22 protein-coding genes and 2 pseudogenes are annotated in these 23,624 nt (G+C 38.8%); 17 read left to right on the forward strand and 7 right to left on the reverse strand.

The features are described 5' to 3' along the window. Positions 1-49: 49 nt before the first annotated feature. Positions 50-310: pseudogene (locus tag DC487_RS15965) on the reverse strand (transposase); the annotation flags it as partial. A 380-nt stretch (positions 311-690) separates the two neighbouring features. On the opposite strand from DC487_RS15965, the gene DC487_RS15970 reads away from it, so the two are divergent. The 6 genes from DC487_RS15970 (at position 691) to DC487_RS15990 (ending at position 4,895) form a co-directional block, all read left to right on the forward strand. Next, positions 691-1,353, forward strand: coding sequence for a WD40 repeat domain-containing protein (locus tag DC487_RS15970; RefSeq protein ID WP_116776980.1), 663 nt, complete (start codon positions 691-693; stop codon positions 1,351-1,353). Between the two features lie 43 nt (positions 1,354-1,396). Then, positions 1,397-1,957, forward strand: coding sequence for a hypothetical protein (locus DC487_RS15975; RefSeq protein ID WP_262508164.1), 561 nt, complete (start codon positions 1,397-1,399; stop codon positions 1,955-1,957). A 161-nt stretch (positions 1,958-2,118) separates the two neighbouring features. After that, positions 2,119-3,051 (forward strand): hypothetical protein, encoded by a 933-nt coding sequence (locus DC487_RS15980; RefSeq protein ID WP_116776982.1) that lies wholly within the window; start codon positions 2,119-2,121, stop codon positions 3,049-3,051. A gap of 3 nt (positions 3,052-3,054) precedes the next feature. After that, on the forward strand, positions 3,055-3,801 hold the full coding sequence (locus DC487_RS15985) for a hypothetical protein (protein WP_116776983.1): 747 nt from the start codon (positions 3,055-3,057) through the stop codon (positions 3,799-3,801). A 94-nt stretch (positions 3,802-3,895) separates the two neighbouring features. After that, complete coding sequence (locus DC487_RS17445) at positions 3,896-4,024, forward strand: DUF6713 family protein (protein ID WP_394341844.1); 129 nt, start codon at positions 3,896-3,898, stop codon at positions 4,022-4,024. 115 nt (positions 4,025-4,139) lie between these two features. After that, positions 4,140-4,895 carry a hypothetical protein gene (locus tag DC487_RS15990; protein ID WP_116776984.1) on the forward strand — a complete coding sequence of 252 codons (756 nt, stop codon included), beginning with the start codon at positions 4,140-4,142 and terminating at the stop codon, positions 4,893-4,895. A gap of 188 nt (positions 4,896-5,083) precedes the next feature. Here DC487_RS15990 and DC487_RS15995 read toward each other — a convergent pair whose 3' ends face one another. After that, the gene (locus tag DC487_RS15995) at positions 5,084-6,850 is read right to left on the reverse strand and encodes a hypothetical protein (protein WP_165799117.1); all 1,767 of its coding nucleotides are present in this window, start codon (positions 6,848-6,850) and stop codon (positions 5,084-5,086) included. A gap of 31 nt (positions 6,851-6,881) precedes the next feature. Continuing rightward, a complete protein-coding gene (locus DC487_RS17380; protein ID WP_262508163.1) occupies positions 6,882-7,004 on the reverse strand; it encodes a hypothetical protein in 123 nt (40 codons plus the stop codon). Positions 7,005-7,934: 930 nt separating this feature from the next. Here DC487_RS17380 and DC487_RS16005 point away from each other — a divergent pair. The 4 genes from DC487_RS16005 to DC487_RS16020 all read left to right on the forward strand — a co-directional run bounded on the left by DC487_RS16005 (position 7,935) and on the right by DC487_RS16020 (position 12,950). Next, positions 7,935-8,399: a 2-dehydro-3-deoxyphosphooctonate aldolase gene (locus DC487_RS16005; protein ID WP_116776987.1), complete on the forward strand. Its 465-nt coding sequence runs from the start codon at positions 7,935-7,937 to the stop codon at positions 8,397-8,399. Between the two features lie 98 nt (positions 8,400-8,497). After that, positions 8,498-9,568, forward strand: a complete 1,071-nt coding sequence (locus DC487_RS16010; protein ID WP_133228667.1) for a hypothetical protein — start codon at positions 8,498-8,500, stop codon at positions 9,566-9,568. A gap of 101 nt (positions 9,569-9,669) precedes the next feature. Next, positions 9,670-10,632 (forward strand): SRPBCC family protein, encoded by a 963-nt coding sequence (locus tag DC487_RS16015; protein ID WP_116776989.1) that lies wholly within the window; start codon positions 9,670-9,672, stop codon positions 10,630-10,632. A gap of 113 nt (positions 10,633-10,745) precedes the next feature. After that, a complete protein-coding gene (locus tag DC487_RS16020) occupies positions 10,746-12,950 on the forward strand; it encodes a S41 family peptidase (RefSeq protein WP_116776990.1) in 2,205 nt (734 codons plus the stop codon). Between the two features lie 84 nt (positions 12,951-13,034). Here DC487_RS16020 and DC487_RS16025 read toward each other — a convergent pair whose 3' ends face one another. Next, on the reverse strand, positions 13,035-14,969 hold the full coding sequence (locus DC487_RS16025) for a DUF4153 domain-containing protein (RefSeq protein WP_116776991.1): 1,935 nt from the start codon (positions 14,967-14,969) through the stop codon (positions 13,035-13,037). Between the two features lie 369 nt (positions 14,970-15,338). Here DC487_RS16025 and DC487_RS16030 point away from each other — a divergent pair, with 369 nt between their 5' ends. The 6 genes and pseudogenes from DC487_RS16030 (at position 15,339) to DC487_RS16055 (ending at position 19,371) form a co-directional block, all read left to right on the forward strand. Continuing rightward, complete coding sequence (locus DC487_RS16030; protein WP_116776992.1) at positions 15,339-15,797, forward strand: acyltransferase family protein; 459 nt, start codon at positions 15,339-15,341, stop codon at positions 15,795-15,797. 18 nt (positions 15,798-15,815) lie between these two features. Beyond that, on the forward strand, positions 15,816-16,565 hold the full coding sequence (locus DC487_RS16035) for a DeoR/GlpR family DNA-binding transcription regulator (protein WP_116776993.1): 750 nt from the start codon (positions 15,816-15,818) through the stop codon (positions 16,563-16,565). Positions 16,566-16,695: 130 nt separating this feature from the next. Next, positions 16,696-16,857, forward strand: a pseudogene (locus DC487_RS16040) (hypothetical protein); the annotation flags it as partial. A gap of 57 nt (positions 16,858-16,914) precedes the next feature. Continuing rightward, on the forward strand, positions 16,915-17,109 hold the full coding sequence (locus DC487_RS16045; RefSeq protein ID WP_116776994.1) for a hypothetical protein: 195 nt from the start codon (positions 16,915-16,917) through the stop codon (positions 17,107-17,109). Positions 17,110-17,146: 37 nt separating this feature from the next. Further along, positions 17,147-17,803, forward strand: coding sequence for a DNA alkylation repair protein (locus DC487_RS16050; RefSeq protein ID WP_116776995.1), 657 nt, complete (start codon positions 17,147-17,149; stop codon positions 17,801-17,803). Positions 17,804-17,853: 50 nt separating this feature from the next. Beyond that, the gene (locus tag DC487_RS16055; protein WP_116776996.1) at positions 17,854-19,371 is read left to right on the forward strand and encodes a glycosyltransferase family 39 protein; all 1,518 of its coding nucleotides are present in this window, start codon (positions 17,854-17,856) and stop codon (positions 19,369-19,371) included. A gap of 43 nt (positions 19,372-19,414) precedes the next feature. Here DC487_RS16055 and DC487_RS16060 read toward each other — a convergent pair whose 3' ends face one another. Next, positions 19,415-20,023 carry a hypothetical protein gene (locus DC487_RS16060; RefSeq protein ID WP_116776997.1) on the reverse strand — a complete coding sequence of 203 codons (609 nt, stop codon included), beginning with the start codon at positions 20,021-20,023 and terminating at the stop codon, positions 19,415-19,417. A gap of 91 nt (positions 20,024-20,114) precedes the next feature. Then, positions 20,115-21,467: an amidohydrolase gene (locus DC487_RS16065; RefSeq protein ID WP_239016407.1), complete on the reverse strand. Its 1,353-nt coding sequence runs from the start codon at positions 21,465-21,467 to the stop codon at positions 20,115-20,117. Between the two features lie 298 nt (positions 21,468-21,765). Between DC487_RS16065 and DC487_RS16070 the strand changes: the two genes are divergently transcribed. Then, positions 21,766-22,617 carry an AraC family transcriptional regulator gene (locus DC487_RS16070; protein ID WP_116776998.1) on the forward strand — a complete coding sequence of 284 codons (852 nt, stop codon included), beginning with the start codon at positions 21,766-21,768 and terminating at the stop codon, positions 22,615-22,617. A gap of 8 nt (positions 22,618-22,625) precedes the next feature. Here DC487_RS16070 and DC487_RS16075 read toward each other — a convergent pair whose 3' ends face one another. After that, positions 22,626-23,474: an alpha/beta hydrolase gene (locus DC487_RS16075; protein ID WP_116776999.1), complete on the reverse strand. Its 849-nt coding sequence runs from the start codon at positions 23,472-23,474 to the stop codon at positions 22,626-22,628. Between the last annotated feature and the right edge of the window lie 150 nt (positions 23,475-23,624).

Below are 23,624 nucleotides of genomic sequence, written 5' to 3' on the forward strand. Positions count from 1 at the left end.
TCCAAGATTAGTTCCTGGGTTAACTGTTTTTGTTCCCGGAGCCCCAGCCTTTTTTTGTGATGACCTCCTTTAAAATCTCATGATTAACGCTCAAATCAGCAAACATCCTTTTAAGACGAGAATTCTCTTCCTCCAGTTCTTTTAAACGCTGCACATCCGATACTTCCATGCCTCCGTAGCGGCTTTTCCAGTTGTAAAAAGTGCCCTTGCTAATGCCTAGTTCCCGACAGATATCTTCTGCTCTACGTCCTTCTTCACCCTCTTTAAGGGCACGGACAATCTGGGTTTCTGTAAAACGTGTCTTCTTCATTTTCAACTTAAATTTAAACATTGTAGTTCAGTTTTAAGCTGTCTGTTTTTTGGGGACACTTACAAAACTAATCGAACAGCTATAATAAACTTCAGAAAGCAAATTGTTTCTGTGATGTCTGAAAATAAGTATTATTCAAACTCATTCGAAAAACTCAACAAACAATATGGGAAAATTGAAAAGTATGAATTGTTTTATAGTCATCTTGTGTTAAGTAATTTTAGACAATTGACAGGAACGCAATGGTTAACGAAGATCTAAAATAATCACATGACATAAAAGCACGATGGCCTAACAAGGTATTGCCAAAAGTGGAGGATCAGTGCTCCGCATCAACATTATTGGCGAAATCCCCACCTTCGCCAGATCCCCAAAACCTTATGAAAACCACCGTTGCCGACAAAATATCTCTTTTCTTATTTTCAGTTGTCATTTTGATAGTTGGGTATATGTGCTATGCAGGCATAACTGGACAATTTGAAAAACACAAATCTTGGGTTTTACCCATGGACAGTAATAAGCAGGGCATTGTTGTAAGTGCAAGCGAAAACGAATTATTCCTTTGGAATAAACGAAAGTGTACGAACAAATTCGTTGGACATACCGACGCTATTAAGACCGTAGCTTTTTCGCATAGCGGTCAACAAATTGCTAGTGGCAGTATTGACAAATCAGTTAAAGTCTGGTCATCAACAGACAAAAATGCAATTAAAACCCTAAATGGTCATACAAAAGGCGTAAATAAAGTTGCATTCAGTAATATAGACAAATACATAATTAGTGCTGGCTATGACAACAAAATGTTTATTTGGGATTGGACGAAAAATAAAGTCATAAAGGAACTTAACGTAGACCATACCCACTTTTCAATTAACAATCAAGATGTTTTAGCGTACGTAGATAGCGCTTGTTCACTCACACTTTTTGACTTAAAATCATTGTCAGAGATAAAAGTACTTGGACATTTTTGTGGTGTACCCCTTTTTAGCCCACAAAAAAACGTTATTGCAACAGAGGATAGTGTTTTTACTTTTATAGATTGATGGTGGTGATATTGAAATATGGGATTGGCAGAAAAAACAAATCATACGAACACTGCAAGGACACATTATGAACTCTGTTGATGATTTATCATTTGATAAGACAAATCAACTAATTAGTGCTTCAGGCGATGGGTCTTTAAAATATTGGGACTTGAATACGGGTGATTTAAAAATGATTGTAGGGAATGGATTATTTCAATCAAAATTAAATGGGCTTTTATCAATCGCTGTTCTCCTGAATTTAATTGTAGGATTTTGTGCGTTAGCAGAAAGCATAGAGAATAAGTTTTCCTCTTATATCTTACTTTCGATCTTGACAGTTTGGAGTTTAGGATTGGGCTTGGTTTTATATTTCTTCAGGAAAGCGCTATTTAAATTGGCTATGCCAATTGTCTGGACGACAACTATATTTTCAGGAATATTCTTTTTGTCTGCTTATACCAGCTGGCTTAGTTTTTATACCGTTCCAGTTTCTTTGCTTTTTTGTCTCATCAAGATGACAAGCAGTAATGACAGGGAAAATATATATTTGCCTTTAATTGCCAACCTAGTAATTTGCGGAATACTTTGTTCATTTGTATTATCGGCAGGGCTCTTGAAATAATAATAGGGTATTACCAAACCGAGCTTGCGAGCTCAACGAAGTTAACGCAGGGTTGAACGCCTTTGATTGAACTTTTGTGTAAAAATGTCCTCCCAAACCGCCAAACCCAAACTTGATGTGCCATTTTAGGAGCATCGCTATAAAGACAATAACCGAAAATAATGAAAGGACTTGCCGACAAATTAAGGCTTATTTACAAACCGTTTTTGCTAATAACAATCGGTTTCATGGTGACATATACCTTTTTGCATTGGGTATTATTTATAAAAGCAGGAATACCACTCAAAGAGAATATCTTAAAATTTTGGTTCCCATTTACACTGCCATTTATTCCAGTTTATATTTGGCTACGTCCAAGACTAAAGTTGTTGCAATTCAAAGATGACAAAGGATCTTTTGGTTATCAGTTTTTAGCGTGTATGGCTATGGCAGTTCCGACCATCATTGCGCAAGAATATTTAGCAACAGCAACAGGCAAATTAACGGAACTTGAAAACATTGCTCAAATTTCGCAACACGACAGAACAAAATACTATTCTCTAAAAAAATATTACATTGACAAGCAGCATTTTGCTGTTCAAAATAAGCTATCTGTTACAGGTAGACATAACGAAAACCTCAATATGTTCATCTATGTGATCATGCCACTTTTAGAAAGTCAAGATAACCCATTCTTTTCCAGTAATAAATATTGGCTTGGACAAAAATATCAACGACAAATTAGTAACAGGCTTTCAAATCAGGAAAAGGACGACAGATACAAAGCATTTGCTGAACAAGCACAAAAGGAATTTTATAAAACGAACTTTGAGAATTTCACTTACTTAGAAGTCATTGGAAATACGGATGACCGTGAGGAGTTTAATAAAGCCAAAAGAAGATTAGGGCAGAAATCAACCGCTGAAAATATTATTTTTAAGGCAAACACAGAGCCATTTGAAGCGAGAAACGGGAATAAACTTCCGTGGGTTTTTGGTTCATTGGGGATTGGACTTCTAGCGTATTTGGTCTTTTTATTATTCCCTAAACTTAAAGGAGAAGAAGAACATCATCAATTCACAAGTGGAGATTCGTCAGGCATTTCAAAGTTATAAACCGTGGACAAAAGAGCAAAGAATATACTATTTAAAACTTACTGGACGTCGGCAGGTTGGCTACGGGAAGAAAACCGTAAAATTGAAGAAGCGGACTTTAATTATGCCAAAGAAAAAGGCGTGATGTTTGACCCTTTGACAATCACAAAAGCGGCGTTAATTTCAAAACTTGACAATGTAATCCAGACAATTTCGAAGAAAATGATTACTGACGCATTTCTTTGTAGCTTAAGTAGTAGACGACTGGACTGGCGTTCTGGGCTAGGAAGTTATGCAAATGCCAACCGAGTTTTGACAGGAAAGGATTTACACGACTGTTACTACGGAAATGGAGATCACGAAGATTTGAATGTCCTCAATTTTGAAAGGATAAAATGGGGTGGCGTAAGACATCATAGCGGACTATACAACTGGCTTGACTTGAGCTTACTTGAAAAAGAAAATATTGCGACACCAACAAAAGATGACATGGACATCTTTAGAAATATTCTCAAAGTCATAGACGATTCAGAATATGGTGAAACCCCGAGTAAACTTCGGGAAAGATTACGTACAGCATTTAAGGGTTCGAAAAATGAACGACACATTTTATTGGAAATACTTGGATGTGCAGACATTCTAAAACCTTTACGTTTTGACAGAAAAGAACCTGGAAAACACGACTGGACTTTTGTGCTACATTGGCGTGGAGAAGACAAATATGATAGACAAAAAGTAAAAGAATATTTTGGAGAATATGGTATTGAATAGAGGGCAAATGCTTTATGGATCGGGTTTACTTTTGATGCTACTTGGCGATGGTTGCGCTAGACTGGCTGCTGAGCTATAACCTTAAGTGAGCATTATGGCAGGACATGTTTTCTTTTATTTAGGGCTGTCACTTTTGATAATGCACGAAATGGACGCTATACGTTGCAGAGAATGGCGGATTTTTCCGGGGCTATTTAAGCTTGAAGCCATATTGGCGAGCTAGTAGTCTTTATGATCAGTACTTTAAATAAATTATACTGAATAGATGTTTGTGCTTTACAGTCCGTTCGTCTGAGAAGCCTTCAAATACTTTAATTTTTCTATCCAACCAATCAAAAATGAAGAGAATTTTCGCCTTTTTATTCTTAATAATTGCGCTAAATTCCCTTGCGCAAAATGCTGATACCATTAGGCTTTCCGACTTTCAATTTTGTGAATTAACTCTTGAGGGCTTAAAGCAAAAAGATCCAAGCATAAAGAAGGTCAAAGTCGAAGAGATGGATCTATGTCCTGATGGATTTGTGGAAGACGGTAGGTTTGAAAATCGAGTTGGTTATATAAGTAAATTATATCCTGGGGTAATATTTCAAAAGTATCAATCTGACGTAGATATGATTGCAAAAATACATTTGACTAAGGCCTTCAAAGGATATTTGCCGAACGGAAACTATATAGATATGAGTGCGCTAAAAGCGGTTGACATTTTAACAAGGCAAGCCGGTTTGAATGCTTGGACTTCGCGAGGATGTTCTGATTACTGGGGGATAAAGGAAGGTGAACAGATCTATTACTACGTTAAAATCAATAAAGATAAAAAACCTCAATATCCAGTTGATGAAAAGTACTATTCAGAACAACCAATAGTAGGAATAGATATTATCGCAGATTGTTATTCGTATTATGAAGATGATTCACAAAGAAATAAACCATTGTTCATTTTAGATGGTAAAGAAGTGAGCGAGGCAGCAATGCAATCTATCAAACCAGATGATGTAGACTCTATCAATGTGATCAAAGACAAAAATGCAACTGATAAGTATGGCGAAAAAGGGAAAAATGGTGTAATTGAGATTTTTCTAAAAAAGAAGAGATAACACAGAAGTTTTGTGCTTCGAGATTAGCTTATTTACTGAGCCTCAAGCCATGGATAGTATTTGTAAACGGACAACAATGAATCTAAAATGAAATGCATCAAAAAACTCGAACAGTTATTAGTTTGTTCGAGTTTTTATCAATCTTGAATATCAGAAAACAATCGACCCATTTCAAGATCGACCCCAGACTAGTAGTCTGCAGCAGGAAGAGCTGGTATAGCGGCGGGCGTCCAGCTGTTGTTGTGTACACATCTCACGTTAAAACCATTCATCGTGTTCTGTGCGACTAAAGTGACGGTTCCATTATTTGCATTTGGAAAGTTTCCCATCATTCTTAATGCCATTGCGTTTGTGCCATTAGCGGTTGAAGTCCAATGGTAACTGTATGCTGGGTTTAGTGACGAGTTGTTAAACTCGGATATCTCATAATTGCCTTGGTTTCTTCTACCATAACTTAGAAAGGTGATCCAATTCATTATGTAGGGATCGTTAGGGATGTTATCACCTGTGATATAGGCGGTATAGCGGATTGTCTCTGTATCTGAGCTTTGTCTCTCAAAGCGACGTCTGGGGTAGCCTGATGTTGCATTCACATTTGCCAATAATTGAGCCTCTGCTTGTGTAGGCATTTTCCATCTACCTCGGGGATATACCTCATTGCATGGATCTATTTGGTTTGGAGTATCATTAAATAATGCTGTTCTCGCGCGCCAATTGAAAAACTCTCCATTATCAGCGGAAGTAGTCAACGGATTACCGCCGACTGTTCCATAGAAATGAGAACTATTGTGTCTAAATCTATAGCCACCATCTGATGGGCGGTAAAACAGATTTGCTCTTGCCCAATTCACGTTGTTTATGTTTTTAGCGCTCGTTATCAATGTGATAGTAATTCGGTATCGTTTTCCCAATTGCGGTGATATAGTAGTGCCAGTCGAAAATGTAAGTTCACTAAAGTTTCTCGTGCCGCCAAAATCAAGATCAATATTTGCGTTGGTGAGGATGATTTGAAGATTTTGTATTGGGCTTTGCGAGTCTGTTGTGTAGATTTGAGCGCGCTTTACGGAATCCAATAGATTGACATTGTATCGAACGAAACTAGCATTACTGACCGTGTTGTCTGAACTATTGGCGTGACCTACATATTGACCTGTATTTAGATCAAATGTTCCAGTTTTTAGAGCGTTGGTACTATTTGTTCTTGCATTTATATTATTTATTGTGCTAAACAACCCTCGCGCATCGACAACAATTTCAATGGCCGCGACTTTCCGCTGAAAAATAATATTCAACTGATTGTCTCCATTTGCGACATTGCTAGTTGTAAAAACTCCGGACGCATAAAGTAGGCCATTTTCGGTCGGTGATACTGTAATTTGTGGGTTTCCAACATTAAACTCTCCCATATAGGGCATTGTTACATGTTGTGAATAAGCAAACCAGCGATAATTTGTGTTCCTGTTTGCTTCTGTAAAAGTGAAAGAAGTGCCAGATATTGCACTTATAGTAGCTACATAAGCACCAGTTGTGTTGTTAAACAGAACCAATCGATATGCTATCCCTTTAGGAATATCTCCGAGAGTAGCCGCTCTAGATGATATGCCATTATTTGTTGCGTTTTTCGCAGAATTTTGTGTTAAATTTAGGGGAGTATTGGAGATTTCTGAAAATCTTACTACGGCTTCTGTCCCATCTTCCAGCTCAACCTTCTGTTCTTCAAGCAGTATGTCTGAATCTACAGTAGCACTAGTGGTCGGTTTCTTATCACCATTTTTAGTAATATTTGCCTTACTAAGACTTGGGGCTTCATCCATAACGGTATCATCCACCCCTATCAAATTGAGTGTGATGCGTGTTCCGTCTCCTTGGACAGTGAGTTCTGTGGACGCTTTTTTACAGCTAACTAAGAAGAGCGATAAGACAGTGAAATATATCACTAAGTGAGATGCTGTCATGTATTTCGAAGTATATCCGAATAGTCGTTCGTTACGCATCGATTGTGCCATTTATACCACCAATATTTTCCCAGTTTTCTACCTGCGGCTGAAAATCAGAATTTGCTCCACCGGGAGTTATTCTTGAGGAGCCTGCTGCGAAAGTTGACTCCATTATGATGTGTCTAACAGATATGACAGGCGACAAATAGAGTTCCTTCTTTAATGTTTTGGTAATGTTTATTTTTTTTGTGTTTAAATCCATGTCGTAATTAAATTAATTGTGAAAAAACAAATGGAGGATCATTATATTTCCAAATTCCGTTTGCTTTCATGCAGTGTCAAGAATCGTGTTTTATTAAAATATTAATAGTTTAAAAATTTTCAATATCATTACATTATTTGTTTGCAAATATCTGTAGTTTGATGATAATATTTATCGATTTGGGGATGTGTAATTTCAAATTGTAGGGCTCGAGCTACATCGTAAAAACACTTATTAAATGTGTTTAAACGTGTAAAAGTCGATTCTCTAATATGTGAAAAAATAAAATTTTTATAATTTGATATATTTAAATTTTCTAATATATGTATCAATACTATGCGTTTATTAAAATGAAATAGCCTTAATTATATTCTGTACCTAAAATTAATGGCGAAGTTGTTATTCATAAAAATCTCAAACATGGGTTTATTTCTTGAAATTTAACTGTTATTAGCATTATGTATTTTAAAGAATTTCGAGATAATACTTTTGTGTAATTAAATGTTGTCGAGAAGAGTTTTTTACAAAATTGTGTTAAAAAGGTGTTTTTAAAATTATAGTCAAAATGACAATTATTTCATTTTAATTAAGTTTCGCGCTGCGGGGATCGGCCTTGATAACGATGGTGGCGTAGTAATTAGTAACCAAATTTATTGATGAAATACCGACTACAATCTAACTTGGTGGCAAGCTAGTTTTTTTACAATTTCTTCTTACATGTGTGAATTATGTGGGATTTTTTAGTAGTTTGGTTCTGTGAAAAATGCTTGCCTAAAAATATTTTAAACACATTTCCGAATAACTTTTAAAAGACTTTATCTCCAATCCAAACCCAATACAATGAAAAAAGTACTATTTGTAGTTGCATCATTATGCATGTTTTCCTGCTCAACGAAAAAGCAAGTGACACAACAAGAAACATACGAAACACCGCAAGAGGTAATCAAGGTAAGTTTGAAAGATGATAATACCTTCGTGTTGCATGAGATTTCAAGTGATGCTACATATGGATTATCTGAAAAAAATCCAATACAGGTAGGCGGTGTCTCCACGAACGAAGGACCAAAAAACGAACGCAGATTTTTAAATGCTTTAGCGGGTCCAAACGGAGAAAAAGTTACGTATCATAGAGCAGGCAGCTGTTGTGCGATCAAGAGCAAAAATGATCCGTTGGGCACTGGCAGAGTAATGCTAGACAACTATCGCGTCACATGGGAAGGTTCTAAAGATACTACGTCAATCTATATCAATATGTATGATGCTGGGCCATTAAAAGCACCAAAAGGATTTACGATAAAAGACTAGTTCTTCAAGAAGAATGAAATCTCAAGCTGTTTTTCACAATGATGAAGAATTAGTGCCGTGTGTTTACTGATTGACTAATTAACAATCTTCTAGAAGCTATGAAACACCTTATATTAATCGCCATATTGACGAATATAACTTTAAATATGTTTGCTCAACACAGGGTACTTAGTCCTCAAAATAACCAAGATATTGCAGGGCAATACGGTAGTAGTGATGGTGTTTTACTGTTTGAAAATGGACGTTTTGCACTCTATGGATATGCTACGTTTGTGCTAGGAAGTTATGCGATTACAAAAAATGGAATTGATTTTACGCCAGATGTTCCGCCATTATTTGCTGTCTACGGATTCCATAATCCAGCATTGGGCGATGGGGTGCAAATGATGTTTCAAGGCTTTGAAGAAGGCGGTACGTATGTGATGTTTGATGATGAAAAGCCACAACCAATCTTCAATCAAGATGCAAACTGTTTTGATTGGCCATTTGTCTATCATCGAGAAAATAAACCTCATAGTATCACATTTAATCTTAACAAGGATGAATATGACGATGCTTTTGGAGATTTAACTATTGATAACCATTGGCAGTTTGCCAATGATCAATACAACGATTTTATTTTCGTGTTCAACAAACCTACTCGTTACTATTTACCATTTAAAGGACTACTGCAAGAAACAACAGAAGAAGTTAAATTTTTGCAAGTATCCGCCAATTTTGGAGACCGTCTTTTGCCATTTACACCAAAAGAAGAAGTGAATGAATGGGCGGAAATTGTACAAATGGAAAATAGGTCTGATATTTCCGCACAAGATCAAGAGGCCGTTTATGCCAATGAAAGATACAATATGGTTGGTTTAGAGTCAGAAAATTATGCGTGGGATGAGAATTCAAACCTGCTTGTAGATACATTGAATACGGAAGAAGAAAGTGAATTTCGCGCAACAACTTATCACGACACACGCTTTCTCAAAAAATACGTGAGTATAAAGGCAACACGTAAAACCAATTTGGATATCAGTAGTCTGCAGCCCAGCACCAACAGTATTTTCTTTACTAGCTGTGAAGAATCTGAGAAATCGTATAAAAATCCTTACAATCAAGTAGAAGCCGAAGAAAATACCCAATTAGATACTATACCACCCATTCCTGTACCAGATAAGAAATAAAAGAAGTGTCAATTTTAAAACCTTATTTTGAAGGTTTTTAGACGAAACTATCAAAACTCCTTGCGTATTATAGCGTTTAGGTTTTCGACCACCAACCAGCTATGAATAAAAAAAAACTACTAACCACGTTAAAAATCATCACGATTCCGATAATTTACGCCTTATTATTACGCTTTGTTTTCGGTGTGTCCACGTGGGAAAACGTGTTTACAATGATGTCTACAACATTCTTGTTTTTATTGCCATTTATTGTTGGCGCATTAACTGTGTATCTCTCTGATCGAGAAAAAGTGCAGAAGTTTTCCTATCGCTTTTTTGCTCCTTGGTTACCGATTTTTGGGTTCTTAGTCATCACCTTCATCTTTGCAATTGAAGGGTGGCCTTGCTTATTGATGATCTTGCCTATTTTCTTACTCGCATCATCCATTGGTGGATTGATCGGTGGATATTTCAAGCTCAGGAAAAAAGATACTAAAGTATACCTCTCTATTTTGGCGCTTTTGCCATTCGTTATTTCGCCGTTGGAGAATTACATCGGAGCCCATACCTCTGCATATAAAGCATACACCTATATCGATATTGATGCACCGGCAGACAAAATCTGGGATAATGTAACGCGTGTGAAAGAGATTCCCAAAGAACAGGATAAAGGTTGGTTGACCAATATGTTGCATTTCCCAAGACCTGTAAAAGCGGAACTAAACTATGAAGGCGTAGGAGCATACCGAGAAGCCATATTTACCAATGGTTTGGTATTCCATGAGACGGTTACGGAGTATGTGGATAATCAGAAAATGTCGTTCACCATACAAGCATTGCCACACGAAATCCCATTAACCACGATGGATGAGCATTTGGTGGTTGGTGGTAAGTATTTTGATGTGCTCAATGGTACTTACGAGCTCGAAGCGTTAAACGATAAAACCTATAGATTGCACTTGTGGAGTAATTTTAAATTGACCACCACTTTTAATCTTTATGCGAGCTGGTGGGCCAATAGTATAATGAAAGACATTCAAAATAATATCTTGCAGGTTCAAAAGCTACGCGCAGAAAGTGATTAGCTTTTTCTTGTTCAATAGAAATTTGTATTTTAGGAGATGTTTGGTGAACTCACTAATAGCTGCGCCTTACCAACATAAAACCATCTTCTGAAAATTACAAACTAAACCAACTAATGAACAAGTTAGTATTAATCTGCCTCACCATTTTTTCTCTAGGCTGTAAAGCCCAAACAACCGAAAAGTACAACCTTGGATTTGAGCAGCACAAAGACGACAAAGCACTTTCTGACGGATGGTTTAAATGGGGTGATTATGTGCTGACGATAGATAGTTTGGTTCATTCGGGCGCAAAATCTGGAAAGATCACATCAGACAGTTCTGGCAATTCATTTGGAAGTATTGCTTATAGCATTCCAGCCAATTATAAAGGCAAGACGATTAAGCTGGAAGGTTTTATGAAAATCACGAATGTAGAGAATGGATTCGCGGGTCTGATGCTGCGTATAGATGGTGCCGCAGGTACGCTTGCTTTTGACAATATGCAAAGCCAACAAATAACTGGGACGAGAGATTGGCAGGAGTATAATATCACGCTTCCCTATCCTGAGGGAGCAAAGAATATTTTGATAGCGGGAATCCTTGCTGGAAAGGGAGAAGCTTGGTTTGATGATTTTACGGTTTCTATTGATGGCAAAGATGTTCAAACCTTAGCAGAAGAAAAAATCATATTACCAAAGGCGCAAACTGACTCCGTGTTTGATAAAGGTTCTGGGATAGCGTTGGAGAGTTTATCTAACGAACAGATCACCAATCTTGAATTATTGGGTAGAGTTTGGGGGTTTCTGAAATACTATCATCCTCAAATTGCCCAAGGGAATTATAATTGGGATTACGAACTATTTCGGTTTTTACCAAAATACGTGAACGTGAAAACGGCGCAAGATAGAGAACAGTTGCTGGTTGATTGGATCAGTTCATTGGGTGACGTCGCTGTTTGTCAGTCCTGCCAACCAACTCATAAAGATGCTAAGCTGAAACCCGATTTAGCGTGGGTGGATAAGCAAAGTGCTAGCTTGAAGGATAAGTTGCTCTATATTTATAGTAATCGCAGCCAAGGCGATCACTATTATTTAGATATGGTTGCGGGAGTTGGGAATCCAGTGTTTAAAAACGAGAATGCCTATTCGAAAATGAGCTATCCAGATGCAGGTTTTAGATTGCTATCTCTTTACCGATATTGGAATATGATCCAGTATTTTTTTCCGTACAAGAAGTTAATGGATGAAGATTGGAATAAGAAGCTAGCAGAGTATATACCGGTATTTGTGCAGGCGAAAGATGAACTGAGTTATGAATTGGTCGCCTTGCAGATTATCGGGGATATTCAAGATACGCACGCTAACCTTTGGAGTGGAGGCGATAAAATCGAAGCTTGGAAGGGTACGAATTATGCTCCGATACGCGTGGGCTTTGTAGAAGATCAATTGGTGGTGACCGATTATTACAAAGATGATTTAAAAAGTGACTTAGGTATAAAAATTGGTGACGTGATCACCGAGATTAATGGTCAATCTATTGAAGCTATTATTAAAGAAAAGTCCAAATATTATCCAGCATCCAATAAGCCTACACGATTACGAAATCTATCTGCAGATCTTTTACGTTCTACTATTGATCAAATGACAATAGAATATAGAACCGATCGCAACGACAATGGGACGAAAACAATTCAATTGTATCCCCGAGATAGCCTGAGTATGTATGGTTCGTATAAACCGAGCAAAGAAAAGTCGTACAAAATGCTTGAGGATAATATAGGGTATGTGACATTGCAAACCATTCAGGATGCCGATGTTCCACAAATCAAGCGTGAATTTGAAAATACGAAAGGGATCATTATTGACATTCGCAACTATCCGTCGGCTTTCGTGCCCTTTAGTTTGGGTTCTTATTTTGTAGCTCTTAAAACACCATTTGTGCGATTCACTGCTGGGAATATAAATAACCCAGGAGAATTTACCGTAAGCCAAAGTGCTTTCATAGATCGGCAAGGCCAAACTTATACCGGAAAGCTCATTGTGCTAGTGAATGAGCTGACGCAAAGTCAAGCCGAGTATACAGCCATGGCTTTTAGAGCTGGGAAAAATACAACCATAATTGGCAGCACTACAGCAGGAGCGGACGGAAATGTATCCATCATTGACTTGCCAGGCGGTCTCAGAACGATGATCTCGGGAATAGGTGTCTATTATCCAGACGGTACAGAAACGCAGCGCGTTGGTATTGTGCCTGATATCGAAGTGAAGCCAACCATCAATGGGATAAAAGCAGGAAGAGACGAATTGCTCGAAAAAGCTATTGAATTGATTAAGAACTAGAATTGCTTCGTTTTTGCACCACTCGCCTACAATCACACGATAGCTCTTTCAGATGCTTAAATACATAGATTCAACAACATGCAATTAGTTGACGTCTCCGTTAAATTTGAGCAGGTATGCGCCACGTGCCGAATGAATGGTGATTTCTTTGTTCTTCTTGTAATCAAAAGAAATGTCTTGAAGTTGCAGCATTACTTCCAACTGGCCAATCTTCTGGCTTAGCCTAAGTGATGAGCTAGGAATAGCATATTGCTTAGTAAAACCTTGGTCAGGTGTGCTAATTTCATAACTCTTCAACTGATCCGGCTGTTTTTCGACAATCTGGCGGATAAATTCTGCGACAACAAACTTATAATCCACGCCTCCTACACGAAGTGTTACTGTAGAAGCTTGGGCATCTTTGCTTTGGCGGTACGGCAAATTATTTACCGTGTCGATTTGTGTGGAGTCGGGGTAGGGGCGTTGCTCTATTACATATTGAAAATCACGGATGTCTATCGTGGATGATGATGATTTGAAGTGGTAACTCATCGTTAGCAAATCGGAATCATCTTGATTGAATCTTCCGTAATAAGCAAACTTGTCCAGATGGAGATCGCGTTTTATCTGGTTGTTTAGCTCATACCTTGCGTTGCGGTAAGTGTTCGTATTATTTGCAGCTAGTACCTGATCTTTGCTGATCCGATCTCGTTGTTTTTCCAGATCGATTGGCAAAATGGATTGTAGTACCTCCGGATGATAATTATCTAGAATATACATGAGTGAGCTGGCCATGCGCACGGCTGTAGGTACTGCAATGCTGTCTTCAGCAACTGGTTGCAAAAATCCATCGCTCACTAATCCTTCGCTTTCAAAAAGGCGCAATAAAATCTTTTTTTGCGATGCTAAGCTGACGGACATGGCGCTTTGCGGACCATAATTGATCAAAAGTGCCAACAGAAACAATGATATCGGAATGGCTTTGATGGTAGCACGCTTGTAAGCTAGGAAATAAATAATCTGGAACAGCAGCCAAGCAGCAATGGCTAGCAAAAGATAGCGTTGGTAGGTAATCCCATACGTGCTTACTCGTTTCAGTACGGCTAGCATTAAAAGCACGAATAGTGGGGTCAAAAACACGTAAAAGTATGTGCTGTAAGATCTGATCCATGCATTTTCATGGTTATTTCTGATCGGATAGATCAATAGTAAGCTTAAAATGCCGATGCCAGAATAGCCTAATATCAACGCTGAAACCATTCCGTCTGGTAGTTGCCATTGTACGAGAATTTTGAATTCGTATACCAATAAAATCATCAAATACACGAATGCCAACGGGATCAGGACATATTGGCTAAAGTATTTGAGTCCTCGTGGGTAATGCTGTATCAACAGCGAAGCATCAAATCGTTTTGGTACACCTGAAAGAAAATATAATGGGAAAAATACGGTGAAAATAAACACCCACATGTAGCGTAGGTATACCCAATCCATTTCAATGAGTAGCTTATCGACAGTAGCAAATGCCGCGCTCAAACCTGCCCCTAATACCACGCTGTAAAGTGCGCCAGTAAGCAGCCGAATAATTAGAATTTTGTTGAAATGCCACCACGCTAGTGTATCGCCATCCTGAAGATATGCTGCAAATGAAACGAGCAAAACGACTGCAATAAATAGCAACCAGAAATGCACGAAATCCTGTGGATACGATTCGGGATCTAATACAAAAAAGAAAACGATGCTCCCCATGGCGATGAGCGACTTTATTATCCAAAACTGTCCTAGCGAACACGTTTTTCTTCTGGCGAGTAGCAGGGAAATAGAAAGGTTTAGGGGAAATGCTATGGCAGCTAGCATAAGTAAACGAATCCAATAAATGCCATTGCCAGAGTCCAATACATCATCTCTGACTAATTGTAGTGCCGCAAATGCGCCGATCAAAGCATAGACACATTCGGCAGGAAAGCGTTTTGTACTTATCATCAATTCAGTGAAGATGCTGCTGATACTGGGAAGCCTATTTTTTAAAGTCAGTTTCATGCGGATTCGAATCTAGAGGTGCTTATTGGTTTAGCTCATTGAAGATGAGGTATTTGTTTGTGGCAATATAAATGAAATTTGCGGTAACCTAGCAATAAAAAATCGAATTACTTCCCTGTAGTGTCAAGGACGTAATTCGATCCGAAATAGCTGTAAAAACAAAAGCTACAGCGGCTTGATTTTTAGGTTTCTGAAAGAAACACCTCGCGTCCAATCTTGTAAGCCGATTTTGCCTTTTCTGTTTTTACCATAATCCGCAAAACCTTTCGTGAAATGGCTGCTTGCCAACATATCCGACCACTCATTCGAGTTGTAGTCTATTTCTGCCGTTTTCTTTTTATGAAAAATTGAAGTGTATCGCCATTCTGTATGATGATCGACTCATTCCATTCGTCGGCTGGTCTATTCACTACCTCATTTTGTTGCGGTAGTTTGCTGTTGTTGGTCCTTTTGTTTGTGCCTAGATTAGGAGGTGATGACGCAATTTGGATGAATGGAGTTTATGAAACCTTTGTAATCACCGTCATGTTTCCGCTCATCATCTACATCGGTGCCAGTGCGGTCTCAGCAGAAAATGTGCTAAGTACCGTTTGTAAGTTTCTGGGCGATCTATCGTACCCAATCTACATCACACACTTTCCTATTATCTATTTGTATAGTGCTTGGATCAGTGACCATCGTGGGGAGAGTGATTTCCAGTTGTGGACGGTAGTGTACGGATTGCTGACGTTCGGCTTGTCTATCGCATTGGGTTACGCAGCCTTAAAATGCTATGATGAACCGGTGCGAAAATATATTAGGAGAAAAATCTTTGTAAGCAATCAATAAAAACGCTTGTTTTGACATATGCTAAGAGAACGGAGATTTGAATATATCATTAAAGGTCTGGAAACAAAAGATCTTTTGACCTACGAGGATATGGCTTTGGGAACAGGCGTTTCTGAAGATACCATTCGTCGGGATGTAGACTTACTTCATAAAAATGGCCTCTTATCTAAAGTACGCGGCGGAGCGATGAAAAGATCCAAAAACCCGCTTACTTTCCAAGATCGGAATACCCATCTTAAAGATGAAAAAAGAATCATAGCCCTGAAATCCCAGCAGTTCATCCATGATGGTATGACCATTTTCATGGATGGTGGTACTACGATCTGTGCTATTGTCAATTATTTGCCGATCAACTCCAGATTGCGCATCGTCACGAGTAATGTGATGCTGGTGCCAATATTGGCCAATTATCCGAATGTAGAATTGGTATTGCTGGGCGGACAATTGAATAAAGAAACAGCAAGTACAGTCGGCGCAGCCGCTGCTGCTCAAGTCGAAGACTATGTGGCCGATTTGTATCTGATGGGTACTTGTGGCGTAGATACCGCCTTCGGTGTATCTGCCGTCGTGGCAGAAGATGCGGTGGTAAAGCGAGCCATGGTCAAATCTGCAAAGCTAATCGTGGCACTGGCCAATCAAGAACGATTAGGACTAGGCGAACCCTTCAAAATTTGTCCGCTCGATAAGGTGGATGTACTTATTACCAATTTGGATACGACCGACGAGATACTCGATCCCTTTCGTAATCAATCCCTTACCCTAATATAAAGGCAAGATATCAACCTCATTCTGGAGAGATACATGGCTGCCTCCGTGTAACACCTTGCTTTCCTATTGTACAAATACTTGCACAATAAAATCATTATGTGCAAATTGAAAAGATAATGTTTATGACGCTATCGTCATAGGGTCGGGTATTAGCGGCGGTTGGGCTGCGAAAGAGCTGACCGAGAAAGGTTTAAAAACCATCATGCTCGAGCGTGGGAGAAATATCGAGCACGTAAAAGATTATAAATCAACTGCTTTAGAGCCGCATCTTATGAATGTCTTTGGAAAACTTTTGTATATTCGTTTCATGTAACTATTTATAAGCAAATCATCTAGCTATTCAAATATTATGACACAATCTGAAATGGAAGAGGCTGTTACTAAAGTAGGCGGCGTAGGCGGTATGACAGTTAACGAAAGGTTATATATTACCGGATTGATGGATGAATATGATAATGCAATCAAAAGAGACAAGCACAAAGCGAAGACCATATTAACACTTCTAGGCGTGGATAGAGATTCTGTCGATGAAATAGTAACTTAAGTTGCCAATAAGGCCATTAACCAATACCGATATCACTATGAAACGATCCTCAAAAGCTGAAAATATCCTAACGCAGATTGCCGCCAAGCATACCAAACTCGGTGATTTGCGCGCTATCGCCAAAGAGGTGAAGAAAGATCATGCTTTAGCGTTAGAGCTTTGGGCATCGAAAAATGCACACGCTCGGCAATTGGCTATTTTGATCATGGACAAAAAGCTTCTGACGGAAGAGTTGGTAGATAGTTTGATCGATGATATGGCTGAAAATAGTGCTAGCGAACAAATTCATCTCATCGATTGGCTGTTTGCCAATCAACTGGCGAAAGACAAGAAGACTATTGCCATGATCGAAAGTTGGCAGCATAGCAAATCCTCCTTAAAAAGGCGAACATACTATTATTACCAAGCGCGTTTGCGCTGGGTTGGCCAGACACCACCGCCCAACAGCGAAGCATTGCTTTCCACCATTGAAAAAGATATCGAGAAGGAAGTTGGGGAAGTACAATGGATCATGAATTTCCTGGCCGGACAAATCGGAATTTTTGAAGAGAAATATAGAGCACGCTGCATCGATCTCGGAGAACGTACGGGGTTGTATAAAGATGAGATGGTAGCAAAAAATTGTACACCCAATTACTTGCCTCAATTAATAGCCATTCAAGTTGAAAAGGAAAAGCAGCGGAAGCGATTGTAAACGCGATCTCTAAAAATAAGACTATCCAATCTCAATAAATCATTAAAAACATGCGTAATAATCTTATTCTGATTGGATTCATCCTACTGAAATTCATTATTCAGTATACGCTGATCGGATCAGAATACGAATTGCAGCGTGATGAATTTCTACATCTTGATCAAGCGAATCACTTGGCTTGGGGATATACTTCAGTTCCGCCTGTTACTTCTTGGATTTCTTATTTGGTTCAGTTGCTTGGCAATTCAGTGTTTTGGATCAAATTTTTTCCAACACTTTTTGGCGCACTTACCATTTTGGTCGTGGGTCGAACTATTGAAGCATTAAAAGGTAACCTTTTAGCCCTGCTGCTCGGGGCGGGTTGTATCACCTTTTCAGTTTTATTTCGGCTAAATATCCTTTATCAGCCCAACTCTTTAGATGTGCTATGCTGGACGGCAAGCTATTTTTTCTTTATCAAATACTTGCAGCATCACCAGGGGAAATGGCTCTACGCACTAGCAGTCACATTTGCCATCGGTTTTCTAAATAAGTATAACATCGCCTTTCTACTTTTGGGTATTCTACCAGCTATCATAGCAAGCCGGGATTGGAAAATATTTACCGATCGCAGGTTGTATTACAGCGCGGCGATTGCTTTTGTATTGATCCTTCCTAATCTCATTTGGCAGTATACACATGAGTTTCCGGTGTTTCAGCATATGAAGGAGCTTGCTGAGACGCATCTTGTTCATGTGAATAGGTGGAATTTCATGCGTTCACAGTTTTTATTCTTCCCAGCAACTTTTCCCATCATCTTAGTAGGTTTATACGCGTTAATGAGGTATGTTCCTTTTCGAAAATATCGCTCACTCTTTTGCTCATTTATTTTCACGCTGATCATCTTTCTCTTTTTTAGAGCCAAGGACTATTACGCGATTGGACTTTATCCTATTTATTTCGCCTTTGGATCTGTCTATATATCATCACTACTTAGCAGTAGAGTTGGTCGCCTGATTCAAATAAGCTTGATCGTGCTTGCTGCGGTTTGCTTCTTACCTATCTATGATGTCGCTTTTCCCAACAAAAGTCCGGAGTACATCGTGCACAATCCAGAAAAGTATAGCAGGTTTGGCTTATTGACTTGGGAAGATGGCAAAGAGCATTCTCTTCCCCAAGATTTTGCAGACATGCTGGGTTGGAAAGAATTAGCTAGCAAAGTCGATAGCATTTACAGTATTATTCCAAACGCAAGCAATAGCTTGATTCTCTGTGATAATTATGGACAGGCGGGAGCAATTAATTACTATTCTGAACTGGGCATTCGTGCGGTATCTTTCAATGCTGATTATCTATACTGGTTTGATTTTTCCACGCCATATTACAACTATATTCGCGTAAAAAGTGGTTGGGAAGCTAAAGAAGAGTTAGAAAAAACTGCGCCTTACTTTGAGCAATCCATCGAAGTTGGCTCTGTCACCAATGTGCATTCCAGAGAATTTGGAACGACGATCTTGTGCTTTATCGACGCTAAAATTGATCTTAATCAGCAAATCAAGAAGGAAGTGGAAGAGCATAAAAGGCGCTGATAACAAGTTCTGTAATGTAACTATTTGTTAGGCGACTATTGCATTATCTTGGTTTAATGTCAATAATGTGTATGCCGAAGAAACAATCGTCCATACATCCTTCTGGAACGAAGCCGACAGAAGAGATTATACCATTATTTTTTGTTTCAAAAGAAAAATTGGCATCCTTGCGTTTCGCTAGCCATTGATTTTTTGCAAGCTCATATACGTCATCCATAGTGATTAGTTCCGCCGCAGGACTAATTTCATGGATACCTAATTCATGATCTTTTTCTGTCCAGCGTAATTTACTAAGCAATTCTTCTGGCGTTTGCGAATTGAAGATTGCTTGACCAGTAAGCGAATCGACAATCTCGGTTGCTTCCTTTATCGTCCATCCGCCAGTGGGTATTTCAAAACTATTGAATACGAGATAATGAAAATCCCTGCTGACGATGCGACCTTGATCTACTGAGATGCTAGTCTGCCAAGACGAACCTGTCCAAGTGCTATTACGCACGGTATAGGAGTAGGAGTTATTGTTGCTCTGCTTGAAGTCTTGCCAGGCTCGGTAACTACGCTCATAAGCAGCTTGATACTCGAATTCGCTTTTCGAACAGGCGCTTAAACCTATTAATAAGGATAATAAGAGGGTGTAAGTCGTCATTTTCATGTTTCAAGCTTCAGTTGGTTCTCTGACAGAACGACAATAAGCCAAAGAAAGCTACTTTTATTATTATTTTTGGTTTACATTTTAATCGATTTTAGTAAACAATAGTACCTTGATGGATCAGCGATTCCACAGGAGAAATACGCGAAACGGCTTCTGCGGAACAACTAGCATCTACAAGCACGATATTGGCAGGATCACCCACTTTTGGCCATTGCTGCATGCCATTATCATCTAATGGAAGTACGTTGCCTGTCGCGAGTTTGAGGCTTCGGGATAGTAGAAATTCTGTAGAATAGCCGTAGAGTTGTGCCATTACATTGGCTTTCTGCAACACACTACCGCTTCCAAATGTGTTCCAATGATCAATAATACTATCATTTCCGGTTAATACGGTCACGTTGTGCTTGTACAAAGTTGGGATCGGCATGATCAATTTTCCAAAAGGAATGGTTGATACTATACCTATTTGCGCCGCACCGAGCTGTTCTGCAATAGCTTCTTGCTTAGAAGCCTCGATATTGGCCAACACAAAACAATGACTTAGATAAGTTTTATTTTTTAATACTGGATTTTCATTTACTTTTTGGATCAGGTATTCCACAGTCTTCAATCCCGACTCTCCCGATTCATGCAGATGGATGTCGATACCTTTTTTGTTATCCAGTGCCAATTGTACGGTAAAGTCCATTGTTTTTTCGATGGCGCCATCAAGTGAATAGGGATCTACACCACCAATAAAATCAATGTCCATCTGTGCGGCTTCCTTCATATACGGAACAGAGTTGGTATAGAAAACGCCGTGTTGGGGAAATGCCACCAATTCGGCTCCGAAACCACTTGCTTTGTTTTCCAACGCTTGTTGTAGGTTGATGAGCGACTGTAATTTAGAAGTTGGCTCGATGTTCACATGACTTCTTGCAAAGCTGGTGCCCTGTGATTGGAGTAGTTCTATTAGCTTTTCGGCACGCTGTGTCGATGTCGCTAACATCTCTGGTAAGATTTGCTGCTCCAGGTCGATCATGCCCTTAACACCGCCTGTTCTTTTTCGGACGGCTTGCCACTCGCCACCGTAAAAAGTTTTATCCAGATGAATGTGCATATCCTTGAAAGCAGGAAGCATTAGAAATCCTTTTGCATCTATGGCAGTGGTGGTATTAGGTTCATTGGCTGCAATGTTAGTGATCTTACCATCAGTAATCGTTACACAGAATAATTCGGTCTTGGTATGAGCAACCTCTTTGTCATCATACTCAAAACCTGTTTCCAATAATACATTTTTCAGTGTGTAACTGCTTTGGTTAGAGCGTCCCGATTTATTTTCTATTGCATGGCTTATTGTTGCAGTAGAACTCAATAGTTCAGGTGTGATTGACATCCCCATAAGTCCTAAACTGGATTTTTTCAAAAAATCCATGCGTGATATATCAAAGTGCTTCATTTCCATTAAATCTAATTATACAAAGATATTTTTTCTAAAGCTGTGCGTTGTGTAAAAATCATTCCATCACTTGTAATATTGATAATTTTGGCATAATAGCATGCTCAAAGAAGAGGTCGTACAAAAAATAGTGAAACTATTAGCGAAGTAAGGTTTAAGACCATTCTTTGTCTACACAAATTATAAATCCGAGCAGACGTATTATTAAGAAGCATATCTTGGTTTCATCATATTTAGGTGCAAAATATTATATCATCTTTGCTTATATTGCTAAGGATAAGCAATTGTACTACAGCGAATAAAGATGAGTTCTGAAAGTAAATCTGTACCTATACTTGGTATACAAGAGTTCAGAAATGGACAGGCTGCTGGCCGCAAGGGATTGCTATATAATGAATTGCATGGTGAAAGGCACATTCTCAAACCGCATAAGCACGATTTCTTTATCATTATTTTGTTCGATCAGGCTAAGGGAGTTCATACGATCGATTTTCAGGAATATGCTATTGGCGATCGACAAATACATGTTCTCTTTCCCAATCAAGTGCACACTTGGCGTATTGAGCCAGATACGACTGGGTATCAATTAATGATTGATAAACTGTTTTTCGAACGGTTTTCACCGTATTTACGTTTTTCACCTTCCAATTACATCAATCATCCAGTCATTCCATTGTCCCAAGAAAATTTTGATTTGCTGCAGTATGAGTTTGATGCGATTAAACAGGAGTTGAGAGCGACGTATTCACTGCAAGATGTGATTAGCGCACGAGCAGCGGTAATTGCGGCAATTGTCAGTAAGGCCGCCGAATCCCTTTTTACAGAAGCGAAGGTTTATCAAGCTAACCCGAGATTAGTTCAATTCTCGATGCTTATTGATCAACATTTTAAAGAAGAAAAACAGGTTTCTTATTATGCTTCGCGACTGAATATATCAGCTAATTATCTCAATGTCCTTTGCAAGAAAAGTCTCCACATATCTGCTACGCAGCTGATTCAACAACGAATCTTGCTCGAGGCAAAACGCCTATTACAGGCTACGGATCTTTCTATCAAAGAAATTGCTTTTGAGCTGGGATTTGTAGACCACGCTTATTTTTCAAATTTTTTTAAAAATCAAACAAATCTAACCCCTAGATCGTTTAGAGAGCACTAAATTGGCTACTATGTTTTCGAGAAGACTTCTTCGATAGCTGCTGGACTTTTCAAAATGTTATAATGACCTACCTCGTCTAAAAGACGAACATCTCTTTCTAAGTCTAATCGCCATTCTTTCGCTAGCGATAAAATAGCATCGGTCGTGATGACGTCGTCATTTTTGCCGTGTATTAATGTTAAGTTAGCCAAATGGTCTGGAATTGATTTCTTGCGCCAATTGTCTGCACTAAAATCGAGCTTGATTTTGTTTTTGACAAAGGAGTCTATCTTTGATGCGTCTTGAGCAGATACATTCATCAGTGTGATATAATCATCAAAGATCTTTCTTAGATCCGACGGAGCTGCCAATGAAAACAGATGTTCTACCTTGATTTCTGGAGATTCCATAATAGCCAACGTTGCTGCTGCTGCGCCTAGCGAATGTCCAACAACGATGATTTGCTCGTAATCTTTAACCTCGTTCAAGCAGTATTTGACCGTGTCTTTAAATTCGAGGATATGTGTCCTCTTGCCTGTGGAAGCGCCGTGTGCTGGCGCGTCGTATCCTATCATGCTGAGGCCCCGATCAAGCGCTGGCTGAAAGAAGTACTTGTAGTTTTGCATGCTTCCACCCCAGCCATGCGCAAAAATAATAACCGAACGTGAAGCCAACTTTTTATACATGGTAAAACGGGTTTCTTTGGCATATTCTTCCAACTTTACACTAGTTGCGTCGAAGGTTATATCGGAAGCCGGCGGCAAAGTTTTACTTTTGGGTGGTGTAGAAAATATATTCAATAAGAAGTCGTAGTAGGCTTTTTTGTTAACTATACGTATTGCTTTCCCAATAAACTGAGCTGTTTTGATTCGGTTCATATGTCTATCGTATCAAGGTAGCAAAATCTAATCTACTACACCACCAATATTTCTTGTAAATATAATGAACATAATTTTCTTTGTTGGAAATAATTGTTTGATATGATTGATTGAACGTAAATGAAGGCATTATGAAAATGCTACAATAGT

This window comes from Sphingobacterium corticibacter, from assembly GCF_003076635.1.
Lineage (GTDB): Bacteria > Bacteroidota > Bacteroidia > Sphingobacteriales > Sphingobacteriaceae > Sphingobacterium > Sphingobacterium corticibacter.